The organism is Rhodothermales bacterium (genome assembly GCA_034439735.1).
Lineage (GTDB): Bacteria > Bacteroidota > Rhodothermia > Rhodothermales > JAHQVL01 > JAWKNW01.
In genome coordinates, this window is record JAWXAX010000070.1 from 15,404 (window position 1) to 40,956 (window position 25,553).

At 65.2% G+C, this 25,553-nt stretch carries 15 protein-coding genes; 10 read left to right on the top strand and 5 right to left on the bottom strand.

Annotated elements, in window-relative coordinates; translation table 11 throughout:
* Window positions 1-5 precede the first annotated feature (5 nt).
* The 10 genes from SH809_05160 to SH809_05205 all read left to right on the top strand — a co-directional run bounded on the left by SH809_05160 (window position 6) and on the right by SH809_05205 (window position 18,377).
* The gene (locus tag SH809_05160; GenBank protein ID MDZ4699076.1) at window positions 6-446 is read left to right on the top strand and encodes a prepilin peptidase; all 441 of its coding nucleotides are present in this window, start codon (window positions 6-8) and stop codon (window positions 444-446) included.
* Complete coding sequence (locus SH809_05165) at window positions 443-1,753, top strand: hypothetical protein (protein MDZ4699077.1); 1,311 nt, start codon at window positions 443-445, stop codon at window positions 1,751-1,753. The genes SH809_05160 and SH809_05165 overlap by 4 nt, the downstream gene beginning before the upstream one ends.
* Window positions 1,741-2,109, top strand: a complete 369-nt coding sequence (locus SH809_05170; GenBank protein MDZ4699078.1) for a hypothetical protein — start codon at window positions 1,741-1,743, stop codon at window positions 2,107-2,109. Before SH809_05165 ends, SH809_05170 begins: the two co-directional genes overlap by 13 nt.
* Entirely contained in the window at window positions 2,106-2,570 is a 465-nt protein-coding gene (locus tag SH809_05175; protein ID MDZ4699079.1) for a prepilin-type N-terminal cleavage/methylation domain-containing protein, read from the top strand. Before SH809_05170 ends, SH809_05175 begins: the two co-directional genes overlap by 4 nt.
* On the top strand, window positions 2,567-3,682 hold the full coding sequence (locus SH809_05180) for a type II secretion system F family protein (protein ID MDZ4699080.1): 1,116 nt from the start codon (window positions 2,567-2,569) through the stop codon (window positions 3,680-3,682). The genes SH809_05175 and SH809_05180 overlap by 4 nt, the downstream gene beginning before the upstream one ends.
* Window positions 3,683-3,853: 171 nt before the next feature.
* Window positions 3,854-7,636 (top strand): hypothetical protein, encoded by a 3,783-nt coding sequence (locus SH809_05185; GenBank protein MDZ4699081.1) that lies wholly within the window; start codon window positions 3,854-3,856, stop codon window positions 7,634-7,636.
* Between the two features lie 68 nt (window positions 7,637-7,704).
* Window positions 7,705-9,486, top strand: a complete 1,782-nt coding sequence (locus SH809_05190) for a tail fiber domain-containing protein (protein MDZ4699082.1) — start codon at window positions 7,705-7,707, stop codon at window positions 9,484-9,486.
* A gap of 14 nt (window positions 9,487-9,500) precedes the next feature.
* Window positions 9,501-10,655: a LirA/MavJ family T4SS effector gene (locus SH809_05195; protein ID MDZ4699083.1), complete on the top strand. Its 1,155-nt coding sequence runs from the start codon at window positions 9,501-9,503 to the stop codon at window positions 10,653-10,655.
* 22 nt (window positions 10,656-10,677) lie between these two features.
* Window positions 10,678-15,198, top strand: a complete 4,521-nt coding sequence (locus SH809_05200; protein ID MDZ4699084.1) for a DUF6603 domain-containing protein — start codon at window positions 10,678-10,680, stop codon at window positions 15,196-15,198.
* Between the two features lie 47 nt (window positions 15,199-15,245).
* The gene (locus SH809_05205; protein ID MDZ4699085.1) at window positions 15,246-18,377 is read left to right on the top strand and encodes a LamG domain-containing protein; all 3,132 of its coding nucleotides are present in this window, start codon (window positions 15,246-15,248) and stop codon (window positions 18,375-18,377) included.
* 69 nt (window positions 18,378-18,446) lie between these two features.
* On the opposite strand, the gene SH809_05210 is transcribed toward SH809_05205, so the two are convergent.
* The 5 genes from SH809_05210 to SH809_05230 form a co-directional block, all read right to left on the bottom strand.
* Window positions 18,447-18,656 (bottom strand): AbrB/MazE/SpoVT family DNA-binding domain-containing protein, encoded by a 210-nt coding sequence (locus tag SH809_05210; GenBank protein ID MDZ4699086.1) that lies wholly within the window; start codon window positions 18,654-18,656, stop codon window positions 18,447-18,449.
* Between the two features lie 74 nt (window positions 18,657-18,730).
* Window positions 18,731-19,810 carry a Gfo/Idh/MocA family oxidoreductase gene (locus tag SH809_05215; protein ID MDZ4699087.1) on the bottom strand — a complete coding sequence of 360 codons (1,080 nt, stop codon included), beginning with the start codon at window positions 19,808-19,810 and terminating at the stop codon, window positions 18,731-18,733.
* A 59-nt stretch (window positions 19,811-19,869) separates the two neighbouring features.
* Window positions 19,870-21,669: a DUF5060 domain-containing protein gene (locus SH809_05220; protein MDZ4699088.1), complete on the bottom strand. Its 1,800-nt coding sequence runs from the start codon at window positions 21,667-21,669 to the stop codon at window positions 19,870-19,872.
* A gap of 172 nt (window positions 21,670-21,841) precedes the next feature.
* On the bottom strand, window positions 21,842-24,220 hold the full coding sequence (locus SH809_05225) for a DUF87 domain-containing protein (GenBank protein ID MDZ4699089.1): 2,379 nt from the start codon (window positions 24,218-24,220) through the stop codon (window positions 21,842-21,844).
* 73 nt (window positions 24,221-24,293) lie between these two features.
* Window positions 24,294-25,490, bottom strand: coding sequence for a divalent metal cation transporter (locus SH809_05230; protein ID MDZ4699090.1), 1,197 nt, complete (start codon window positions 25,488-25,490; stop codon window positions 24,294-24,296).
* Window positions 25,491-25,553: the final 63 nt, after the last annotated feature.

The following is a 25,553-nucleotide window of genomic DNA, read 5'->3' on the forward strand; positions in this document are numbered from 1 at the left end:
CCCTCATGTTAATCACGCTCGTCCTACTCGCCGCCGCCCTCCTCGATGCCCGCACCCGGCGCATCCCCAACCTGCTGACGGGCGCTGTAGCCGTCCTGGGTATGGCGATGGCGGCGACGGGGGGCCCTGAGGTGTTGGGCGCGCGGATCCTGGCCGGCCTCGCGGCTGCCGGATGTCTGGGCGCGCTGCGGGGTCTCGGGCAGGTCCTGTTCGGACAGCCGGGTATGGGGTTGGGGGATGTCAAACTGGCCGGCTCCGTGGGGCTTCTCGCCGGATGGTCGGCCCTCTGGGGGCTTTACCTCGGGCTCCTCCTGGGGGGATTCCTGGCGCTGATCGGGCTTCTGTTGGGTGTCCTCCAGCGGGATTCCCGCATCCCGTTTGCCCCGTTTTTTGCCGCCGGCGCGCTGGCCGGCGCCACAATCTTACCGCCGGCTTTCTGGTTATGAAACATCCCATGCCTCCCAACGAGGGCTCGGCCCTGGCGCTGGTGCTCATGGTGTTCACGATCCTGACTGCCCTGTTCGGGACGGTGCTCATGGTCCAGGTTGCCCAGAGCCGGTTCGTCCGACGCGATGTCTTTCGCCTCCAGGCCCGGTACGCCGCCGAAGGCTGCCTGGCCCGCGCCCTCGTGGCCTGGGCGGAGGCTCCCGGGGAGTCCGAGGATACCGAGCCGGATTGCCGGCGAACGTCGCGTCTTGTTGGTGGCTTCGTGCGGGTCCAACTCGAGGCCCGCGCCGGCCCGGCGCGCCACCGGATCGACGCTCTGGTCGGGTTCGAGCTACCCGAATCCTTGCGCGACGCCATCCTTCACGCCGACGCGCACGGGCAGCTTCACCTCGCCGGCCGGACGATCGTCCGCGGATCCATTCGGGCCGGGTCGCAGGGGGTTCGGACCGGCGTGCTGGACGGGCGCCCCTTTTCAGGGGAGGTGGACGGGCCGATCCACCGGGTGGCCGTCCCGGCGCTGCCGGCGTTCGATTCTCGGGGAGTGATTGCGCAGCGCGACCGGCTTCGCGCCTGGGTTGCAGGCGACTCGCCTCCCGAAGACGGACCAGACGGCCCGACGCGCGTGCGTGGCGAAACGCTCCAATTCGGGACGGTGGACAGCGCCTTATTTCGTAGTCCAGTGTTGCTCCTGTCACGCGACAACCTCCTCCTCGCCGGCTCCCTGCACCTCAAATCGGGTAGCATTCTCGTTGCGGGCGGAGCCCTGGAGATCAGCGGCGATGTACGCGGCGAAGGAGTGCTGGCCTACGCCGGCCGCACGATCGAAGTCACCGGCCGCGTCGAACTGGCCGCCCAGCTCGTGGCGGAAGAGGGCATCCGAGTCGCGGAACACACTCGATTGAACTATCCATCGGTCCTCCTTGTCATCGGGCAAGCCGGCGATCTCGAGGAGGCCGGCGAGGACGTGCCGGGTGCCGAGATCCGGCTGACGGGCGCAGCGGTAGTGGACGGATCGGTGATCGCTCCCAAAATCGACGGCGAGGCGGGAGGCCGGGTGATCGTGGAGGCCGGCGCCACGGTGCGCGGGTTGGTTTACAGCGCCGGCCAGTCGGAAATCGCCGGCCAGGTGCTCGGGACCGTGGCTACTCACCGGTTTCATTTTTATGCTTCACCCACCCACTACGTCAACTGGCTGCGCGACACCAGGATCGACCTCCACGCCCGGCCGGCGCCGTTTCACCTCCCGCTCGGTTTCGAGGGGGCCACGACGCCGGAGGTCGTCACCATCCGATCATGGGGCAACTGACCGAATTCTGCCGCCAATGGATGGACGACGCCGGCTCGACGCTGGTCGAGGCGGTCGTCGCCGTCTCCCTCCTGATCGTCGTACTCACCCCGATGATCGGCGCCTTCGCGTACCAGGCCGGCCAGCACCGGTCCGAACGGCTCACGCTGGCGCTGGCCGTCGGCAGGCGGCAACTGGAGGCCCTCGCTGCCATGCCCGAAGCCGCGCCCGACTCGGCTTCGACGTTCAAGGGGCGATGGCGGGTGGTGTCTACTGCCCGGCGCGATGGCCGGCTAATGGCGCTGGCGGTGGCCGTGTACGACGACCCCGCACCCACGCCGATCGTAACCCTCCAAACCCACCGGTTTGTGCCATGACTAACGATGCCGGCTTCACCCTGGTCGAACTGCTGGTCGCGATGGCCCTCACCCTGGTATCCGTCACCCTGGCCGGCTCCGCGTACCTGTTTCTGTCCCGCGCGGTCAACGGCTGGCAGGAGGATGTGCGCCTCGCGAACGCATTCCACACCACCCTGACCCGCCTGAGCGACGACCTGTACGATGCCGTGGCGGTGTACCGTAGGGCCGATTCGACCGTCGCGCTGGTACGTGTCGATGGCGATACGGTGGCTTATTCCTGGCGTGACGGAGCACTACGGCGGCTGGACCACCCGATGCACGACTTTACGACAGTACTCGGGGTGACATTCGATCTCGCCGCCGATTCGTCGGGCGGGGCTCCCGGCTTTGAGGCCCACCTGGCCCTCGCCGGCCGGCGGCGAGTGCTCGAAACGACTACCCGCGTCAACCGGCGACATCCGTCGCCCTGGCCTCCATGAGACCGCTCACCCTGGCATCTACCCCGGGCCGTCCCGCGCATCAGGGGGCCTGGCATCCGGCAAGGTGGATGTATCGCCGCGTCTCCCGTAAGGCGTTGGCCGCTTTCACGCGGAGCCTCGCCGTGCTGGTGGCCGCCCGGCTGCCGCTGCTGGAGGCCCTGGCTTCCGCCGGTCGTCAGACGCCAGCACCAGGGCTTCGCGCCGCGGCCGAGGCCGTGCTGGAATCCGTGCGCCGCGGTCAAAGCCTGTCGGCCGCGCTCGCCCGTCACCCGGATGCCTTCGATACCCTGTATGTGCAGCTCGTACGGGTCGGCGAAATGACCGGCCGGCTGGGTGACCTGCTGCTTCGCCTCGCGACCTATCAGGAAAAAGTGTACGCCCTGCGCCGCGCCGTGCGGCTCGCGATGGTCTATCCAGGCGTCATCGTCGCCCTGGCCACGGCCTGCGTGGCCTTCCTACTGGTCGTCATCGTCCCCACCTTCTCCGAGATGTTCGCCGATTTTGGGGCCGAGCTGCCGGCGCCGACACGTGCGTTGCTGGCACTAAGCAAGGGACTGCGCGAGCACGCCGGGGTAGGAATCGCAGGTGGGCTTATTGTCGCCGCCGGTGCACGCCGGCTGCTCCGCACCCCAGCCGGCTGGCGCTGGATGGACCGGGTGTCGTTGCGGATTCCGCTCGTGGGGCCGCTGTTGCGGAAGAGCCACGCCGCGCGGTTCTGCCGGACCCTCGGCACCCTGCTGGAGGGGGGCGTGCACCTCACCGAGGCGCTCGCAATCCTCGCGCGAACCAGCGGCCACAGCCAGGTCGAGGCCCTCGTCAGCCGGCTGGCGGTGCATGTAGAACGCGGCGGCCGGCTGGCCGAGCCTCTGCAGGGGAACGAGGTGTTCCCCGAGTTCGTGGTCCAGATGGTCGCCGTCGGCGAAGAGACCGCCCACCTCGATGAGATGGTCCTCCACGCCGCGGGCTACTTCGAGCACGAGGTCGACGCCGCCGTGGAAACCCTGACTTCCGTGATCGAACCCATCCTGATCGCCGTCCTCGGCCTCGCGATCGGCGGATTCCTGGTGGCATTGTACCTTCCTTTGTTCGAGTTGAGCTCGGTCGTGCGATAAGGGTGTAGGGGTGGTAGAGCGAATAGAAAGGATTCCTCCCTGGCATGGAGACTCCTCCGATGGCGATGGACGGCTCCGTGATATTTTAAACCTGGCTTGTTTCAATCCGAGCATGGGTTTAGGTTGCGTGCATGGGCATCAGACCGACAAGCATGAACCCGGCCAACCCGTATGCGGCTACTCTCCATCCCACTCAAACTGGATGTCCTACTTCTTGACCAGGACACCCCGGTGGTCGGGCCCCTCGTCCATTTCGAATGGATGCCCTACGTGGAGGATGGCCACGCGATCAACCCGGATGTCCCGTTTCTGAGCAGCGAGGTGCAGACGGAGCCCTTTAGTCCATCGCGATCCCTCCTCGGGAAAGGATGCCACCTCCACTGGGCCCTGCCGGCAGCCCTCACGCGCACCACCCCGCTCACTTCAAGCCAACGGGCGAGCGCGCCGGCGACACCTGACGACGAACCCCGATTTCCCCCCACGCCCGATCGCTGGCTCGTCCGACGGTCGCGCAACAATCGAACAGATGCGTTGTGGCTGGTCGAAAGCGATTATTTCGCGCCGGCGCCGTCCGAGGGCATCCTCTACCCGATCCGCACCGACAGCGAACACGGGGTAAAAACCGTTTACCTGGGGCGGACGACCCGGCTGGACCTCCTGGCCCCGCGGCCGCCGACCCTCCCATCGGGCGACCAGGCCGGCTACCTTGGCTACCTGACGGCCATCGGGCACGGAGACCCGGCCTTCCACGCGTTTTATCCAAACTGCCGCTCCATCTTTGGTTTCTGGGACCCGGAGGTGACGGACGCGGACCGTGGATCGCTGCGGTACGAGATCGCCGGCTGGTACCATGCGGATGTGCTCGATCCTTTCGGTGGAAACGTGAAGGATAGGTGGGACCCCGCCATCCCCGATGTGCAACGCGTGATTTCGGAAATAACACGCCAGTTTGGGTGGGATCTCACGTGCCTTTCGGCCGTCACGCAGCGGTCGGACCTCCCGGAACGGATCATCTGCCTGGCCCGCATCGACATCGTCGGCGAAAGCGCCCTTACCCTCCGCGATCAACCCGAGATACAACCTGCTACCGCCATCGCAAACACCGGCACGGAGGCGTTGTCAGCCCTCCTGTCCCGTACCGTGTATGGCGCTGATCGGGCAAAAGCCGGCCTGCTCGAAGAGCAACTCGATGCTCTCCATCTGGCCTCCCTCCTCGGAACGGATCAGCTCGACCTCGGCCCCCGATTCAAGGAGGCGCGCCATACCCGCGGCTTCTCGGCGCGGACCGGCCCCACGATCTGGCGCATCCGGCCGAGCCTGCCGGACGTGCGGGGAGACAAGGCGAATGCGGCTGTGCCGGACGCGGCCCTGCCCGATGGGCTGGCGGTTCGTCTGGACGAACTTAATAGCCTCCAACAGGCGCTCGACGCTGTCACCGCGCGGCGCGAGGCGTCCGCCACGCAGCTCCACTCCGACTGGGTCAAGTACATGGAAGCCGCCTACCCGGTCGCCGGCGTGGCGGTGACGTATCCGAACATCGACGACATCGTCCGCTATATCGATGAAACGTCCCTGCCCGAAATCGACCAGCTCGTCCAGACTCAAAAGAGCCTCGCCGGCCAGATCGAACTAAAAAAAGCCGACATCGTCGCGCTCATCGCGCTATCGTCGCCAGAATTAGCACTCGAGCAACGACCGGGGCCCCGCTTCTGGCAACCCAACGAGCCGGTCGTCCTCCTCAGCGGATACGCTGACGCCACCGACCGGCACGATAGCTCCGATATGCTGCCGTGCGCCTGTGTCGACGTCTCTGGAAGCGCCGATCTCAACACCTGGATCTGGGCGGGACCTTCGGCGGCGATGGAGACGCTCTTCAGCCAGGCCCCGCTAACGAGTCGATCCAACGGCTACTCGGTTTCCGACGGACGCACCGAGCACCCGTGCCTGCTCGAATGGGAGGTGGAGATGCGGCCCGTCGTCCAGCGCGACGCCCCGGACCCGGCGGGGCGGACGATCGCGGCCGACTACTTGAACGCCAATTTCTCGTTCGATCCAGGAAGCGGAGACTGGATCGCTACGCAACCGACCCAGAACAGCACATCGCGCTACGCAGGCCGAAGTGTGCTCACGCCTCACGCATCGGAGAAGCTCCGACGCGAGCTGGAGGCCTTCTTCGCCGAGCGGGTCCCCGCCGGCAAGCGGGCGGCCTTCCGCGCCTGGGCCTCCGGCGCGCCGGCGGACCCCTTTCGATTGGCATGGCTCGCCCAGAACTGGACCGGTTTTGCCCACTGGTACCTGACCCTCGGCAGCCACCTCGCCGTATCGATGGGCGGCTCGTGGGTCGAGGCCTGCCTGGCCAGGCTCCAGGACATCATATCGCTGTACGACGAAAACCAGGCGCTCCGGTTGGATCAGGTCCGGCTTATCGCGACCGAAGGACTCCTGCGCGACGCGTTCGAGACGATGGACATCGACGAGGTCGACCCGGCGTCGCCATTGCCGGGTGCGCTTGGGCCGGCGTTTGTCCGCTGGTATCGCCGCGAGCTCCATCTGATCGAGTTTCTCGCGATCTACCGGGATCATGTCCACGACATGGACCACGTGTTATCCCAGGCCCTGAGCGGGTTTAACGACGCGCTGCTCATGCATTGGCAGGGCTACAATCTACCCATCGCGGACCCCATGGGGCTGCCGGATTACCAGGCGTTCACGAAGCGTGTCGCCGATGCCGTGGGGACGTCGCACCGCTCGATCCCGCAGCCCCTGGGCCGGCTCATGCCCCTGCACGCCGGCCAGCTCGACCTGCTCCGGTTGCGCCTCATCGATACCTTCGGGCGAGCGCGCATGCTGCCGGACGGGGATGTCGTCTACCCCTCCTCCTGGCGGGCCGACGACGACCTGTGCCACCTGCCGCCCCGGCTCGTCCAGCCTGCGAAACTCTCGTTGCGCTGGCTCTCGGCCTCCCACGCCGACCACCGCGAGACCACCGACGATCCGACTACCTCGCCCCTCTGCGGCTGGCTGATCGCGAACGATCTCGACGAAAGCATCGCCGTTTACACCGCGGACGGGAAGGTGCTCGGCGCGATCGATGACAGCGCCCGGCGCTGGACACCCGTCCCGGGCGGCGGCCTCGCGGCCTCCGACGCCATCGAGAATCCCTACTTACGCGCGGTTGTCGGGCAGATCCAGGCGGCCGTGGACCGCGGATCGCTCCGCGATGTGCTGGACAATATGAACGAGGCGACAGCGGCCATCGACCCGGACACCTTCGAGCAGCACCAGGCGATCGCCCTGCTGATGAGCCGGCCGCTGGCGCTCGTACGCGTCGCCGTGGCCGTGCGCACGATGGGGCCACTGGCGATCGATCAGAGCTGGGACGATCTGGCCCGCGATATGTCGGCCGGCGCCTCGCTCGAGGAACGGAGTAACGCCGGCATGGATCGGCTACAGGTTCGGGTACAGATCGGCGACCGCGGCCGGCTGAACGACGGCGTGGTCGGCCTCTGGCCGGAGGGGGCGGACGATGACTCTGGCGCTGTCGTGCTGGAGCCGTACCAGCACCAACACGTGAGCACGGAGGCGCGTCCTGGTATTACGGTGACGCTGAACAGCCAGCAGCCGGCGCAGTTTGTCGCCTTGATGGATCCTCGCGCCGCCCTGTACGCCTTTACGGGCATCCTCCCGGCCAAATCCATCACGATACCCCCGATCCATTTTTCCGACGCGCTCCAGTGCGTGGAGGTCTTTTTTCAGGCGTCGCCCGTGATTGCCGGGCTGGAGCTGATCGATCTCCCCCTGATGACGCTCGACGGCAAGGCCTGGACGTGGCTCGAAAAAGAAGGGGAGACCTGGAGCGAGCAGGAGATCGTGCCACCGGCTACCCAGCCGGCCTTCCAACAGACCCAGATGATCCGGGAAGGCTGGCTGAAGCTGCGGAATACGCCTGATTGAGCCTCGTTGCTACTTCCCGATTGCGCCGCACCGCCACGCCTAACCGAAACCACCCTGACAATCCCACCATGCCGACTCACCCGCGCGAACATCCAATCCGTTTCACCCTGCTCAACCCCCAGCACGAGCCGTCGCTGCTCGTCTCGACGCGTGCCGAGGGGCACGTGATGCATCTGGCGCTGATCAACCGGACCGATCAGCCGCTCGTGGTGCCTGAACAGGCCACGTTCGAGCTGGTGTTTCACGACAACGTGCTGGTGGATCGGCAATCCGTTGCCTGCCGCGTGCCCGATGGCTGGCGGTGGGAGCCCCTGCGCCTGACTGTCGTGCAGCCCGTGTCGCTGGCCGCCGGCGAGGCGCTGTCCTTTACCCTCACCCACGTGAAGGTGGATGAGCACCTCACAGCCAACGGCACCCGGGTGGAATTGAAGTATCAGCTGCCGGCCGGCGACGTACCGGCCCGCGCGGGCCTTTGTCTCCAGCACCTCGCCCTCGTGCGCCACCTCGGGCAGAAACTGCTACCCGTGCATATAGGCTTCGTGGGTGTGCGAACAATTCCGACCGGCACGCCCCACCAGACCACCACCCTCCGGCTGCGCATCACGAACACAGGAAACGAGCCCCTGGCGTTTACGGCGGAGAGCCGGTTCACGTTTTCATTCGACGTGGGAGAGCCGAGCGTGGATTGGGCGCTCGGGACGGCGGACCAGGTGGCGGCTGTTGTGGTGAAGCGGGCCGATGGCGTCGATGCGCAGCGGACCACGCAGGGAGGCGTGCCCTCCTGGACGGTGCTGCCGTTCACCGCGCCGGCCGCCCTGGCCCCCGGGCATTTCGTTGATATCCTGTTCAGTCATTTTGTCAGCCAGCATCCGCCCGGGGAAACCAATCTTTATATCGCCTACGAGGGCATTCCCGGCTTCTGGGACGGACGCCACGTGGTGGCCCTGGAGAAGGCCGCGCCGGCCGCCACCCAGAACGCCGTGGGCGGGCTCACCATGGAGCCCTCCGACCGGATCAAAGTCAACTTCAAGCCGGATTACTCAGACCACAACCAGACGTTTGTCGCCTTCGAGACCAACTACCTGGGCGATCCTTACCGGGGCCGGGCGCATCTCTACGCACCTACCGCCTACTACACAAACGAACCTGCCCTGACGCTGGCCGGCAACTACGGGGCCGGCGGGACGGTGGGGATCAACAAAACGACCCCCCAGGCCACGCTGCACGTAGGCGGGAATATCAAGACCGATAACAACCTCCTGCTCGAGCCAACGTCCAGCATCAAGGTCAATTTCCAGCCGGATTTCACGGACCACAACCAGACGTTTGTCGCCTTCGAGACGAACTACATGGGCGATAAATACCGGGGCCGGGCGCATCTGTACGCCCCCACCGCCTATTACGCGAATGAACCCGCCCTTACGCTGGCAGGCAACTATGGGGCCGGCGGGACGGTGGGAATCAACAAGACAACCCCGGAAGCCACCCTGCACGTCGGCGGAGACATCAAGGCCGACGGGACGATTTCGCCCGGCAGCGACAGAGCCTCGAAGGAAGACATCTTACCCGTGGAGCCGGCCGACGTGCTCGCGAAAGTGCTCGACCTCCCCATTAACCACTGGCGCTTCAAGGCGGACGCCGGCGCGCGCCACATCGGCCCCATGGCCCAGGACTTCCACGCCGCCTTCGACGTCGGCGCCGACGACCGGCACATCAGCGTCCTCGACGCCGACGGCGTCGCCCTCGCCGCCATCCAGGGCCTCCACGCCCTGCTCGTCCAGAAGGAAGAGCAGATCAATGCCCTCGAAGCACGCCTTGCCGCGCTGGAGCGCGGTGTGACCATCGCCTAGATCTCTAGAGCTCAATGCCTTTTCTGAATGAGATACTCGCCCTGGACGTTGCGCCGGCGAACATTCAATTTGTCCCACCGGGCATTGCGCCCACTCGTTCGGTATCAGATCGCATTACTACCCTGGCAGGGGCCAGTGATGCGTATAAAGCCTTCCTTGAGGCGTTCTCAAGCTTCCTGCAGCCGCCGCATACCCTGTTTGTTGCGGGGCTCTCGTCGATTGAGCTACGCATGCGGCAGGAGGTGTTGAGCCGGGCCGGGCGAGCCGCATTCGGAGATCTGGTGACGTTGGATGCAATTGAGGGCGCATTGCTTGAAATCAAATCCGATCGCTCGGACGAAACCGGGCGGCTGGTCAATGGCTTGTTATCGAAAGTACTTACTGGAATTGAAAATGCGTTCATGTTTCCCCCGGGTGCCGATCGGGCACGGGCTGTGACCCTCACGGGATTCGTAGACCCCGCTGATTTTAGAACGAAACTGATCAAGGCTGGACGAACCTGGAAGGACCCCAGCGTGCCCTGGCAACACGGTGAGTTTACTCATCGCCTACAGTGGTGCGCCGGCATGCTGGCGCTTCCGGGGCCTATCCCGTGGAGGCAATATTTCATTGAGACGGGTCAATATGCGGACGATGCGCCTTTTGGCGCGGTAATGATAAATGGACTTTGGGACGCTCTGGCGGATCGCAACCAGTTTGAGGGTGTGTACAACACACCGTATTTGACAATGACCGCTGACGATTTTCGGTCGCCAGAGAATTTACATGCCTGGTTAGTAGACAAATATCTGGACCCGGACTGGGACCATATCCGCTTGCTAAGCACATTCATTTTCGCTCGCCAGACAAGGCGTGAGATCGACAAAAATAACGGGATTGCCTACGCCTACGCTACCACTGATTTTCCACCCGCTCGTCGAACCTGGGATGCATGGTCTCGTGTGTTATTTAATAACCGAAACGAGGGTGCACTTTCCCCGGCTGAAAAAGCTGTGCTCGCTCGTGCCTGGTATCGATTGACTAAGTTAGTGGGAGGTGACCCCGTGAATGCAATTCTGGAAATCTCACCGGACGATGTTGCTATACCAGCGCCAGGCATCTATGTACCGGACCGGCTGCTTCTCGCCTATCTCGATCTTGAATTAAATGGAGATGGCTCCTCTCCATGAGCAGTAAAATTCTTTCCAACACATGCCGACCCCACCCCGCGACCTGCTCCAGCACCTGTCTCAACCTACTTCGGCCGACCTCCCCGTCACGGCCGACTGGGGGCCCGTCCATACATTCATCGCGGCCTGGATCCCCGCCGGCGTCGTCCTCCGCCAGCCGGCGGTGGAATCGTCCACGGCCGATGACCTGTGGCTGACGGGCACGCTCGCGCAGGCCACGACGGGCGAGCTGGCGTGGCCGGCCGGCGGAACCGTGCGCGTCCACCTCACCCTCCTGCCTCCCGCCGGCGACGCCGCCGAGACACTGAAGGGCGACCTCTTCCTCCAGGCCCCCGCCAACTGGAAATTCGGCGACAGCTTCCCGTTGATGCCGAAAACCACGGACCTGCGCGACCTCTCGAACCCGACCCAGACACCGATCCTCGACGGACTGGCCATCCGCCACGCCTGGCTCGTATTCTCCTCCCACAGCCTCAACGAAGCGCTCACCCTTGGCGGACAAGCCTTCGGCGCCGTCACGCTCGCGCCGGGCCTCAACGCCATCATGCGAATGACCCCCGCCGGCGTCGTCGGGGCGCTGGGCATTCTCGCGGCGGAGGAGGTTACGCTCGCCGGCCCCATCGTCCGCGCCGGCGGCGAAATGGGGCTCACGCTACCCGGGATCCGCTTTCCGTGGGAAGCGCCGCACCTCCCGGGCATCCACCTCACCGCCGCATTTTCGGCGGAAATCGCCATCGGCGCGAGCCTGAATTTCAGGCTCGGCTTTGGCGTCTACAGTCCACTCACCGCCGCCTGGCTGACGGACAACCCGGCGCTCGAACCGGTGATGGCTCTGTTCGGCGACCTCGCGCTCCCACAGGCCGGCGTCACCGCGCGCCTCGCCGCCGAACGGATGCTGGGGCAGAGCGACACGGTGGAGTGGCTGGCGGAGTTCGCCGCCAGCGCCCACGAGGGGATCGACGTGGACCACCTCGCCGCACTCATCGGCGACGGCCACACGCCCGATTTTCTCAAGACGCACCTCCCCGATGTAGTCGCCCGCGCCCTCGCCGCCGTGAGCCTGAAAGGACTCACCATCGAGGTTGTCGCCGGCCCAAACGGCGCCCACCGCGTGGCCAACACGGGCTTCTATGTTGGCGTCGATACCGGCAAGGTGACGCTCATCGAGGGCGTCCTCAGCCTCGACGCCATCGAGGTCGTCGAGGTCATCGTCCGCGATCCGTTTGGCTCCTCGCTGCCCATCACGGATCGCCTCATGGGGGCCGTGGTCTTCAACGCCACGTTCCTCGATGCGTCGGTGCTGGGGATGGTTGCCCTGCCGGACTTCTCCATCGAGATCCAACTCGCCGAGGCGAAGGCGATCCCCATCGGGAAGCTGTTCGAGGAACGGGGGCTGGACGCGAATCTGCGTCCGGCGGACCTCGTCGTCGAGGAATTCGTGGTCCGCGCGGACCTCGAGGGGACGTTCAGCATCGCCGCGAGCATCGCGGCTGTGCCGGCCTGGTCGGTCGTGGTCGGCGGGACGTCGGTGGCCCTCGAGGAGGTCGCGTTTAACGCCACTCGGTACAGCTGGGGCGACAAAGAGGCCTCGTTTTCAGCCCTGCTGCGCCTCGGCGACCCGGATCACCAGCCCTTCGAACTCCTCGTCTCCGCCGACGTGCGCACCGGCGCCGGCGCCGGCTGGCGCTTCCGGGGCGCCCTCCAACGCAACGAGGTCATCGCCGTCGGCGCCCTCGTCGAACGGCTCGCGCACCACTTCGGCGTCGTCGCGGTCCCGAAAAGCATCAGCGATCTGGTGGTGGATGAATTCCACATCGACTTCGACACCGGCAAAAAGGACTTCAGCTGCGCTTTCGCCGTGAAATTCCCGCTCGATGGCGAGGAACGCCACGTCCGGCTCGGCCTGGAACTCCGCCACCGGCTCTCGGACGGCGGGTACGACGCGACGTTTGATCTCACGCTCGGGACGCTGCGTTTCCAACTCATCGACCGGGCGGACCTCCTCCTGGCCCGGTATGCCGGAGACGTGACCCTCAATCCGAAACAACTCGCGGCTTCGCTCTCGGCTACCGTGGCGCAGGTCATCCCCGATGGCATCGAGCTGACCGTCAAAGAGGCCTTTTTTCTCCATCAAACCGATCCCCCTGCCGGCTCGGGCGGAGCGCCAATACCCACCGGGCGGTTTCTGTTCGGGATCGAACTGGGCGCCCGGCTGGATGTCAGCCGGCTGCCGCTCGTAGGCCAGGCGTTCTCCGGCGACACGCTCGTCGTGGATCGGCTCAACTTCCTGATGGCGTCCGCGGCGTTTACTTCGCCGGAGATCACCACGTACAACCAGTACCTCGCCCCCGATGGCGCCATCCCCGTCCCCGAGGCGCCGAAAGGCGAAGCCGCCGCGAGTGCCCGGCTGCCGGCCGGCCCATCGGTCTCCGCCCGACTGAGCTGGAGCGGGCACGACATCCCCCTGTTCATGGCCGCCGGAGCGCCTCAGGGGCTGTTGACAGGTTCGCCGGCCCCACCGGCGAATACGCCGCCGCCGGCAGAATCCGGAGCCCCGAAATGGTACACGGTCGAGCGCTCGTTCGGGCCCGTTCACCTGAGCCGGGTGGGGGCGCAGCTGAAGGCGAACGAGTTGCACATCCTCCTGGATGGTGGGCTCGGACTGGGCGATGTGACCCTCTCCCTCATGGGGCTGAGCGTGGGCTCACCGCTCGCCGCGTTTAAGCCGGAATACGACCTGCAGGGGCTGGGCCTGGCGGTCGATGTAGGCTCAGTGGGTATCAACGGCGCCTTTCTTCATATCCACCACGACGCCATCGCCGATCAACCTGCCTTCGACGAATACGCCGGCGCCGCCGGGATTCGGCTGGCGTCGTTCGCGCTAGGCGCCATCGGCTCCTACGCCTCGCTCGACGGCCACCCGTCGCTGTTTGTCTACGCCGTGCTGGACATGCCCATCGGCGGGCCGGCGTTTTTCTTCGTCACGGGCCTCGCGGCCGGCTTTGGCTACAACCGCGCCCTGCGCATGCCGGGCATCGACCAGGTCGCGGCGTTCCCGCTCGTCCAGGAAGCCGTCAGCGGGGCGACGGGGAAAGACATCGCCACCGAACTGAAGGGGCTCCAGGCCTACCTCCCTCCGTCCTCCGGCGACCGGTTTTTTGCCATCGGCATCCGGTTTTCGTCGTTTAAGCTCATCGACTCGTTTGCCTTGCTGGCGGTAAGCTGGGGGCATCAGGTGGAGGTGGATGTGCTCGGGCTCTCCACCCTTGTCGTGCCCGTCGCCGAAAAGCCCGGCGAGCCGGATCCGCTGGCGCGGGTCCAGCTGGCCCTGAAGGCGACGTTCCTCCCCGATCCGGGTTTTCTGGGCGTCAGCGCGCAGCTCACGCCGGCCTCCTACATCCTCTCGAAAGCCTGCCAGATCACCGGCGGCTTCGGGTTCTATAGCTGGTTCGGCGGCCCGCACGAGGGGGATTTCGCGCTTTCGATCGGCGGTTACCATCGGCACTACCAGCCGCCGGCGCACTACCCGCAGGTGCCCCGCCTCGGTTTTAACTGGCAGGTCAGCGACGAGCTTTCGCTGAGCGGCCAGGCCTATTTCGCCCTGGTGCCCTCGGCGATCATGGCCGGCGGCCGGCTCGAAGCCGTGTGGAAAAGCGACAACATAAAAGCCTGGTTCATCGCGGATGCCGACTTCCTCCTGGCCTGGAAGCCGTACCACTACGAGGCCGAAATCTATGTGGATGTCGGGGTATCCTACACCTTCAACCACTTCGGAAGCCACACCTTCACGGCAGATGTCGGGGCGGACCTCTCCGTCTGGGGGCCCGACTTCGCCGGCACGGCGACGATCCACCTCGCCTTCGTGAGTTTTACGATTTCGTTTGGCCCGAGCCCCAGTACGAGCGGCAAGCCGATCGACTGGACGTCGTTTAAGACGATGCTGCCGGCTGAGGACGAGCGGATCACGTTCGGCGTCGCCGGCGGGCTCATCAAACAGGGCCCGAAACGGTCGAACGGCGTCCAGCACCTAGGCGTCATCCACCCGAAAGACCTCGCGATCACCATCCAGAGCGCCGTGCCGGCGAGCCAGGTGACGGGCATCGAGCTTGTAGGCTCAACGCCGGCCTTCGGGATACCGCCGATGGACGTCCGGTCGCCCGACTCCATGCTCTCCGTCACCTTCTCCGGTCCGACGCCCTTCACCACCTCCACGGCGCTGCTCAAACGGCAGCCCTCGGCGCTGTGGGGTTCGGACGGATTGGAAAACGCACGCAGCGGAGCCGGCCCGGAGATGACCGACCCGCTGCTCTGCGGGATCCGCGTCGCGGCGCCCTCGCCGGAGGTGCCGGACAGCACGCCAGCGATCACGCCCCGCCAATTGGGGTACCAGACGACGCTCCGGCCGGACGCCTTCGCCCCGACCGCCCCGATGCCCTGGTTGCCCGGACCCCTCGCCGCCGGTATACCCTCTTCCCCCTTCGCCGACTGGCCCACCGACACCGTCACCGCCGACTACTTCGAGGCCCTCATCCGGCCGGCCTGATCTCATTCCGCACCCAACCCACGCCCTAACTCCTCCACGAGACCCCCATGCTGACCGCAGACTTCGGGATGATCGATGACGAAATCGGCAGTACGTCGTTCGGCGGACCTCGCTTTCTCCAGGCGTTTGTCGGAGGCTTCCCAACGACGGCGTTTACCGTGAGCCTGAAGGTCCGATCGACCTCCCCCGGCATGCTCATTTCCCTGGGTGACGATGAGACCGGTAGTGTCGACTGGACCCAGGCGAGGTTCTCGATCGACATCTGGTCGCAGTCGGTCACGGTCGGCTTCGGGCAGACCCGAGGCGTGGTGGTCTCCCTGGCGACGAACCTGCTGGATGGCGCGACGCACCACCTGGCCGTCACGTGGAGCCAGTCGGCCGCCGGCGCAAACGGCGCTACCGTCGTCGTGTATGTCGATGGCCGGCAGGTGGGACAGCGGTCGTGGGTGTTCACGGACGACGGCGTCGAACCGGGCTTTATCCCGCGCATCATCGCATCCGGCCCACTGTTTATCGGGTATCGCCCCGCGCAGCACAACGAACTGCAACCGAGCGGCATTTTCGCCGGCGCCCTCCGGGACCTGAGGGTGTGGGCGCGGGTGATGACGCCGGCCGAGGTCGCCAGCGACCAGACGGCCGTCGTGGCCGGTACGGAGCCCGGTTTGTACCTGTCGCTGCCGCTGGATCCTGCCTCGCGCGACTATCCCTCCAACCGATTTGTCGACCAATCCCCCAACCGGTTCGAGGCCCTGGAAATCGTCATCCAGGACAACGCCGTGTCGATGGGCAGCGTCTGGTCGTTCAACGGGTTTCCCGTCGGCAGCCGGACGGTCACGATGTGGCTCCGGTGCGGCGGCGACGCGGGCGGGACGCATCTGTTCACCTATTCCGATTATTCGAACAGCGAGCCGATGGACAACGCCGGCGACCGCTGGTCGATCGCGGACCCGTCCGGCCTCCGGATCAGCTCGAGCGGTTCCGTCGGGGTCTCGGTCAACGATGGAAAATGGCACCACGTCGCGGTCGTCTGCCACCGCGAGGCCGGCGAGCCGATCGAGGACATCGTCTATATCGACGGCGTGCAGCGCGCCAGGATGGCGGTCCACTCCGAGGGCACGCTGACCGACCACCAGCGCCTCATCCTGGGCGGATGGCTGGCGACGGATGCCACCGACAGCGTGTATCGTGGGGAGATGGCCGGCGTCGCGATCTGGTCCGGCCGGCGCTCCCACCAACAAATTGTCGATGAGATGCACGGGCATCTCGCGGCCTCTTCGCCCCAGGATCCGTTCCCGTCGACCCTCGTGGCCTGGTGGCCGCTCGCGCCGGAATCCGTCGGTCTCGGCGTTGGTCAGGGCATCGGTGTCTCGATCGAAAGCAGCCGCTGGGGGAGCCGGCTCGTCCGTCCCACGAAGAGCGAGACCCCCGTGGACGAGCTGGATCGCCCCATCTATTTCGTCGAAAAACACGAACCCGCGCTTAAATCAGGCGCCTATTCCGTCCGCGTCCAGCAAACCATCCAGGGCGAACGCTTCGAGTCGACGGCGGATTTCCATGTGGCCGGCCCCCGGTTTCACCTCACGCCCAGCGATATCCAGGCGATGTTTCCTCCACCCGGCAGCATGGGAGACCACGCGCATGCCCTGCCCCACATCGTCCTTACCCGGAGCACGTTGCCCTGGGAGCGCCTGGCCATGGCATCCACGCCGTGGCTGGCCGTACTGGTGTTTGATGAAGGGGAGATCAAGGACGCCGGCGTCAAACCCCTGAAGGCGCTCGCCCTGGTCGACGCCGCAGGGCGAGCGGTCGAGGCGGATAGCGAGGCAGGCGAATCCGGCGACGACCCGGTGACCTACATCACCGTCGCTGCCGACACGCTGAAGACCCTCCTGCCCTCCGCCGCTGATCTGAAACTACTCGCGCACGTGCGGCGGGACGAAGACGACAACGAACGCGCCGTCGTCCTGGGCAACCGGTTGCCGAAAGCGGATGCCCCCGGCATCGTGCACCTCGTCTCGTTGGAAGGACGCTACGCCGACGGCCGGCTCAGCCCCGCCGCGGGTGATGTGACGCTCATCAGCCTGGCGACATGGCGATTCAGCTGTGTCGCCGGCGGGCCGAGCCTGGCCGGGCAGCTCAACGCGCTCGACGTGGCCTCCGCACAGACGACCACCCCGCTGCGGCACCGCCTGCGCAATGGCCAGAAGTCGATCTCCTGGTATCGAAGCCCGTTTAGCCCCGAGCCGGCGGGGGTGGGGGATCCAGATGAAGCGATCCACGCCGATGCCCTGCTGGGCATGGCGGCCGGCCGGATGGATGTCACCTACGCCGCCGCATGGGAGCTGGGCCGGCTGCTGACGCTGGCCAATAAGCATGTGGCTTCGCAGCTCTTCCTGTGGAAACGCTGGCATGCGCGGGACCTGATGGCCGTTCGGCGCCTGGTGGTGCACCACGGCCCCAACCATGGTTCTGCCCAGGCCGCCCTGCCGCCCGATCTGCCGGCGGTCATCGACGATTGGTTCGATACACTACGCCTCCTCCGGCCAGTCCCATTCCAGTACCTCATCCCCGACGAGGCCATGCTGCCGCCTGAATCGCTCCGGTTGTTTAAGGTGGATCGGCGCTGGCTGGCGCACCTGCTGCACGGGGCGTTCGCGGTGGGCCACGCGCCGACCCGGACACCGCCAGCGGATCTGCCCGAGGCGCCGGATCCCGATGACGCCCCGCTATGTGGATTTCTGCTCCGCTCGTCCGCCGTCACCCAGTGGCCCCATCTGACCATCCAGGCCAGCGGGAAACGCGTCGACACCACGGACGGCGAACTGCCTGAACCGTTGACGCGGGTGCGCCTGGAGGTCCTCTCGCCGGGAATCCTGCTGGCCCTGTTCGAGGGCGAGCGTATCCGGTCCCTGGATGTCGGCCTGAAGCCTGCTACCCTGCACGCCGGCTTCGACGTGTCAGCCGCCGGCGTCGTCAAAAAGCGGCCCCGGGATGCCTCGGGTCAGCCCCAAACGGCCGTCGACATCGCGCTTACGCCGATGCGCCGATTCCAGGCCGAGGCGTTCAAGGCCACCCTCGAATCCCTCAACCTGTTCGACGGCCCCATCACCTCCGCCGAATTCGCGCTGGCCCTGATCGATGGGGTCGAAAGGGTGCGGATCGTGGCGAAGAACGAGTAAGAACGTGATCAAAGTCAGGGCGAAAACAGTTCGGATAAAACGCGAAATACCTGCTCCTGGGTGGCCGCATCAATCCGTTAACACATCGTCTCCTTGCTCAGCCATGCTGGCAAACGCTGCATCCCAATCTTTCCGAGGGCGACTGACCGCCTGGATGACGATCGTGTTATTGGCTACTTCTAGCTCGACCTCGCCCGAAAGGCCGCTTTCTAGTAGGGGCTTCGGAATCCGAATGCCCTGCGAGTTGCCGATTTGTATGATGCTTGTTTTGATGGTCATCGGTTACCTCCATACAGGGTGCATACCATGTAGATACGCTCGTTAAGCATCCCTCACGTCCTGGATCCATGAAATCAATGATGCTTACCTCCAGGGTTCGGCCGTCGCTCGATGGCTACCCGCACCGGCCGGCCCTGGCGGACCGACTCGTACGCTGCCATCGCCGCGGCAAATGAGTTAAGGGCTTCGTGGAGCGTGGCGAGTGGGGGGTGGCCCTGCTCCAGGCAGTCGATCAGATGCGCGATCGGGCCCGGGAGCACCGGCCCGAACTGTTCGCCGGCTTTCCGCTCGAACACCCAGTTTTCAGCTCCCGCCGCCAGCACGGCCACGCCGGGGTCCCGGAAGAACTGCGTCATGATCTCGCCCCGCGACCCGATCACCTCGAGGCGGACCACGGCGTTTTGCTTCGGCGACGGACCCGTAGTCCGCGGGGCATTAATCGTCCAACTCCCCTCCAGCGTTGCCACCACGCCGTTCGCCAGCGTAAACGTGGCCATCCCCCAGTCTTCTACCTGGATATCCTTATGCACCAGGTTCGCCACCCGTGCCTCCACCTCCACGATCGGGCTCTGCGCCAGCCAGCTGAATAACTCGATCGCATAAATCCCCTCGTCGATCAGCGCGCCGCCCGGCACGTGCTTCGGATCCACGAACCAGCCCGGCTTGCCGGAACGAGGCCAGTCCTCGGCTATCGACCACCGGCTCGTCTGGTGCATCACGAGCACCTCGCCGATATCTCCCCGGTCGATCCGCTGCTTCACGCCCATCGCGCCCAGCCGGGTGATCACCTGGAAGGGGACACACACCACGCCGGCCTCCTCGATGACCCGCACCATCCGGTCGGCCTGCTCCAGGGTCATGGCCATCGGTTTTCCGAGCACGATGTGTTTGCCGGCACGAGCCGCCTGCTCGGCGCAATCGGGAATCTCGGAGACCGGGGAAGCGATGACTACGATGTCGACATCCGCCTTTTCAAGCAGCTCGGCGTAGCTCGAATACGCGTCGATGCTGAACGTCCGGGCGAACGCTTCCAACTTGCCGGCGTCCGGACTCGCGACCGCCACGAGCCGGGCCTTCGGGTACTCCACGAGGCCCCGCGCCATTCCGTATGCCGAATACCAGTGCCCCAATCCTAAAATGCCTACGCGGTACATGGTTGTTTCCTCGCTTCGTGACGTTGAATTTGATGATCGCGACCCAGGCCATTCCCTCCTCACTGCAGCAGCGCCACCCAATCCCCCTCCGTATCCGGCGCTTTGAGCGTCCGGTACTGCCCGAACGGTTGCGCCGGGTCGCCGCGACCGACGAGCCGGGCCACGGCCGGCGCAAACTCCCCCGTCCGCGGGTTGAACCAGCGTACGCGCACCATGCCGTCTTTATCGTTCAGATCGATCCTGACCGATCCTCCCGCCGGCGCATACACCGCGTACACCTCACCCGCTACAGCCAGCACCCAGGCGTCGGTCCCGGGTTCGAGCAGGTCGTTTTTGGGGACCATCCGGTCGAAAGGCAGGTGCTCCCGGAAAAACGCGAGAGCGTGGCGCGTGTAATCCCAGAACGCGTCGCGGGAGCGAAAATCCTCCAGATTTAAATCGGTGTGGGGATGTTCATACCCGAAATACCACTCCACGCCGGCTCCTCCCGCCATCAAATTCCCCCATAACGCGTGCCGGCGCACGGCGTCGTGGTTGTTGCCGGGGCCGTCCGGGGTGACGCCGTCGGTGTGCGGACCGATTTCGTCCAGGCTTACCACCCACGGCCGGCCGGCCTCGGCGCTTCGGGCAATCCACTGCTGCGTCTCGGCGTACGTCCGGGTCATGTCGCCCATCTGGAGCGAGGGCCCGTCGATCCCGTCGAACCCGAGCAACGGGGCGTAGACGGCGTCGTACTCGCCGGGAAAGGTGTGGATGACGATCGGATGATCGTACGGATCGAGCGCGCGCAGGTAGCCGGCAAACGCCTTGCGCTGAGCGTCGGTATTGGTGTTTTCTTCGCCTAGGTTCCAGACGAGCGCGGGGTGGTGCGCGAAGCGGGCGATGGACTCTCGGTAATACAGCCGGCGCTCCGGCCCAAGCTCGCCGCCATCCAACAGCTGGTCATTCTCGGTTTCCTGGGTGACGACATGCAGCATCAACCCGAGGCTATCCATGTGACTGAAAACGATTTCCCACTGCTCGAGCTTGCTGACGTCGAATCGCGTCCGTTCACTTTTTGAGGTATAGGGGAAGACATCGTCGCCGTCGCCTTCCACGTTCATCGTGAGGAAATAGACGCTGTTGAGGCCTTCACTCGCCAGGTAATTCAGCGCGCCGATCAGGCCCTTCCCCTTTTCGCCGCGCCAGGTAGGATCGCCTTCCCGCCAGTCGGCCACGTGGGGCGTGTACCGGTGGAGAATCGCCTTGCCGGCCGTCGTGTTGTCGAAATCGGCATACGCCAGCAGGTTTTCGGGGCTGTCGGTGCCGCCTTTTAGGAAGTACTCCCCATTCCCCGCGAACCGGAAATACCGCTCGCCGGCGTATTCGAGCCGGCCCTTGCCCCGGAAGTCGCGCCCGGTTTTGTCGCTGGGCCCGACCTCGAAGGAGCCTGTCTGCCCATCGAAGGCGCCCGGTTGGCCGACTGCCGGATCGTCCGCGACGGCTACGCCCGGTCCTACTCGGAAGGATACGGCATAGGTCCATGTCCCCACCATGTCCGGCGCGAAGTGCGCGCGCCACACCCCACCGGCCTCGGCGCCCGTTTCCGCCGCGTCGCCATCACCCGCGTAGAAGCCCGGGACGACGAACCGGGTGTCGCCGTGCTGAAAGGTGACGTCCATCCGGTAATCCATGAACGGATTGGGAGGTCCGGTCTCGGATGCCGCCGGCCCATCGAACGACAGGGTAACCCGGTGCCACGCCTTCAGCTCGCCGGTGATCGCGACCGTACCCGTCGAACGCTGAGCCTCAACGCCGGCCGAAGGCTGCGCCTGGCAGCCAGAAACAATAAACAACAGCACAAAAAACAATGAAGCCATCAGAAGTCGACCTTGAAACTGATTATAAACCGTTGTGGTGTTCCTAATGCCACTCATTGTGTCATCCCGGATCGGAGGCCGGGATGACGTGATGCTTTGTGATTGGTGGAGATTCACCTTGGCCCGCCAACACGCCAACCTGCCAACCCGCAACCTGCCAACCTGCAACCCATCACACCGGCACCCACACCAGCGACATGCTCGCAATCCGGATGTCGGACTTTTCGAGATTGACGGCGATCTCCTCGATCTCCCGCGCGACCCCATCCCAGGTCTCGTCCAGCTTCAGCAGGGCATCGCCCAGTTCTTCCTCCAGGGATTGCAGTTCCGCGAGCTGGCCGGCCACCTTGTCCTCGGCGAGATCGAGTCGGGAGGATACCTTGCTCGTCTGTGTTCGTTTTGAACTCGCCCGGCGGAGGTCCGTTGCGATGCCGCGCGCCGTTTTGCGGCCGCCGAGGAAGACGGACAGCAGCGATCCCACACCCGAAAGCATCTCGTCGGTTTTGCGGGTGCTGTGGTCCTGTTTGAGCTGTTCGAGCTGGTCCTGCGCCTTGTCGACGAGTTCGCCGGCACGGGCGATGCGCTTGTTGTACGTCTCCCGGAGTTTCGCGGCCTCTTCGTCCGCCCGGCTCTGCGCCGCTGCCTGGCAGCGGGCGTCGAAGTCGGCCTGCGCCTCGCCAGGGCGGGAGAAGAGCTTCAGCTTCGGGTTGGCGTAGATGGTAAGGGCCTGGCTGCGGAACAGGTGGTCGGAGAGGGAATCGGTGAGGGCTTTAAAAAACGCCGGCTTCTGGATGTCCGCCTCGGGCAGCACGAACTGCGCGCCATCGGGTGGGCTGGGCAGGAGGTCGCGGTCGTCGTAGTCGATCGCGATGGCGTCTTCGCCCGTCAGCTGGTTGGTGAGGGGATGGAAGACGGCCTCCCACTCCTCGGTGTGCCGAATGCCGGCCTTGCTGTCGTCGTACATGAGATGGACGCGGGCGGCGACGGCGGCGGCGAAGGTGGCGCCCCTCGGGTTGAACCCGGGCACGGCCCGCCAGTCGGCCGCCGGATGCAGGAAGTAGGCGCGGACGCCCGGTGCTACATCGGGAGCGACGGTGCTGGCAATGGAAGAAAACGCGACGGACGAGGCGGCGGCCGCGGGTTTCGCCGCTCCGCTCCGCTCGGGCGCCTGCTGCGTCAGCCGGCCGATCTCTTCCCGCGTCATCGGGCCGCGAAGGTACGACATCGCCCAGCGGGTGGTAAACAGGGACGGCGCGGCGTTTTTAGTCGAGTGTAACACGAATTGCCGTTTTTGCAGCCCGCTGATCTGTTTGTCGAGCAGCTTGATATCCACCCCGCCGCTGGCGGACGAGAGGCCGTCCATCAGCCGGCCCTTGTCGCGCTCGGTCTGCAGCCGGCCGATCATCCACAGGCCGGTATTCGATAGCGCCTTGTAGTCGATATCCACCGGGTTCTGCGTCGCCAGCACCATCCCCACGCCAAACGCGCGGGCCTGTTTGAGGATGGTCAGGATGGGCTTTTTGCTGGGGGGCGCGGCGGTGGGGGGGACGAAGCCGAACACCTCGTCCATGTATACGATCGCACGCAGGTCCTCGGACCCCGGCTGCCCGCGCATCCAGGTGATGAGTTTGGCCAGGACGAGGGTGACGACGAACTGCCGCTCGTCGTCGGAGAGGTGACCGAGCGACAGGATGGCCGCGCGCGGCTTACGCTCGGGGGTGAAGAGCAACGCGTCGATGTCGAGCGGCGGCCCCTCCATCCAGGCGCTGAACGACGGCGAGGCGAGCAGGCCGTTTATACGCATCGCGAGCTGCCGGCGGTCTTTCTCGGGGAAAAACGCGTCCAACTCGATGACGCCCAGCTTCCGCATGGGTGGATTGAGAATCTGGCCGACGAGCATCGCCAGATCCAGGTCCTGCCCCTGATTCCAGGCGTGCTCGATGAGGTTGGCGAGCAGGATGTGCTCGCGGCTGCTGATGGGATCTCCGGTGACGCCGACGAGCGCCAGGAGGCTCGACACAAACCCCTCGATCTCGTCCCGCATGATCTCGACGCCGCCGGGCGTCTTCGGGGCCTGGAGGGAGCCGACGATGTTCATCGGCACGCCGGCCGTCGACCCCGGGGTGTAGAGCGTGAACTCGGCCTTCTCCCGCAGCGCCTTCACCCGCTCGGGCAGGATGCCCCACGACGCCAGCCCGTCCCGCCAGTTCTGCGCGGTTCCGTCGGCGAAGTCCTCGGGGGTTTTGCCGGCTTTCTCCGCTTCTTCCTTACTCACCCACGGCAAGAAATCGGCCCCGGCCAACTCCGGAAACGCGAGCAACAGGTTGCCCATGTCGCCCTTCGGATCTAAGATCAACGCCGGCCGGCCGGACAGCAGCACTTCTTCGAGCAACACAATTCCGAGGCCGGTCTTACCCGACCCCGTCATGCCGACGATCACGCCGTGCGTCGTCAGGTCCCCGGTCTTTATAAACACCGGAGCCGACGCCCCGCCTTCAGGAGAACCACCCAGAAACAGCCGGCCGTCCGGTACTTGAATCGCTTGCGCCATGAGGAGGAAAAGAGGGTAATGTTGAATAAAGAATCGAGCCCGCCAATATAGGAAGCAGATCGATTTTCAATTTTCAATTTTCAATCATCTCGTAAAGTCCCACCACTGCCTGGTACGCCATGAAACTCGTAAACACCAGTGCAATCCCACACATCACGTTCATCGCCGGCGAATTCGTGTGCTCGCCGACGACGTCTTTGCGGTTCAGGAGGATGAGCATCAAGATCACCAGCACCGGCATGAACAGTGCCTGCACGGCCAGGGAGGCGATCTGGATGAACACCGGCCGGCCGCCGGTCAGCGGCGCGATCAGGCCGGCCGCGCAATACGCCGCGGCGATCAGACGGAAGTGGAGGGCTTGCGGGCTCCGGCTCAACTGAAAGTAGTCCGATATCGTCCAGATCGACACTAGCGCGTTCGGGAAGGCGGACGACACGCCGGCGGCCACGATCCCCACCACAAACAGCGAGGCCGCAAATCGACCCGCGAGCGGCTCCAGCGTAAAGGCCATATCGATCGCCTTTTCCACCCGGATACCCTGAGCATGCAGGGTCGCCGCGGCGCATGTCATCACAATCCCCGAGACCACAAACACCAGCACGGCGGAGACGAGTGCATCCCGGCGTTCGTGCTTCAGCTCCGCCAATCCCCACCCTTTGTCTGCCACCACAAACGAGCGCATGACGACGATGCTGCCGGCGAGGGTCGTCCCCACCATCGCAGCGACCACGACGGCCCCGCCGGGCGGGATCGAGGGGGTCAGGCCCGCAAGGATGGCTGCCGGTGAGGCACCCACAAAAAACAACTCGGCGAAAAAACTCAACGCCAGCAACGCCACGAGCAGGGTCAGCATGGTTTCGAACCGCGCGTACGATCCGAAATAGATCATGGCGTAGACCAGACTGCACCAGAAAAGCGCCGACCCCAGGAAGCTCACGCCCAGCCACGACGCCACGGCCTCGGAGACGATTCCCAACACGCCGATGTTGGACGAAAACTGCCCGATCACGATGGCGATCACGATATAAAACGCCGCTGGCTTCCCGATATGCCGCCGCACGGCGGCTACGAAGGTGTCTCCGCTCGCGAACGTAAGCCGGCTCATGGCGCTGACCAGCACCCAGAAAAACACGCACGACAACGCCAACGCCCACAACAGCGCCGTCCCATGATCGGCCCCGGCAATGACAAGAGACGACACGCTGCCCGTGCCAATGGTGGCGCCGAGCATAAACAGTGCGGGGCCGAACGAGGAAAGTTTGCTGCGCATGGGGCCGCGGGGAAGGTGGAGAACGCTTCGCGGCAAGATACGAGATTGGGATTCGGAACCCGA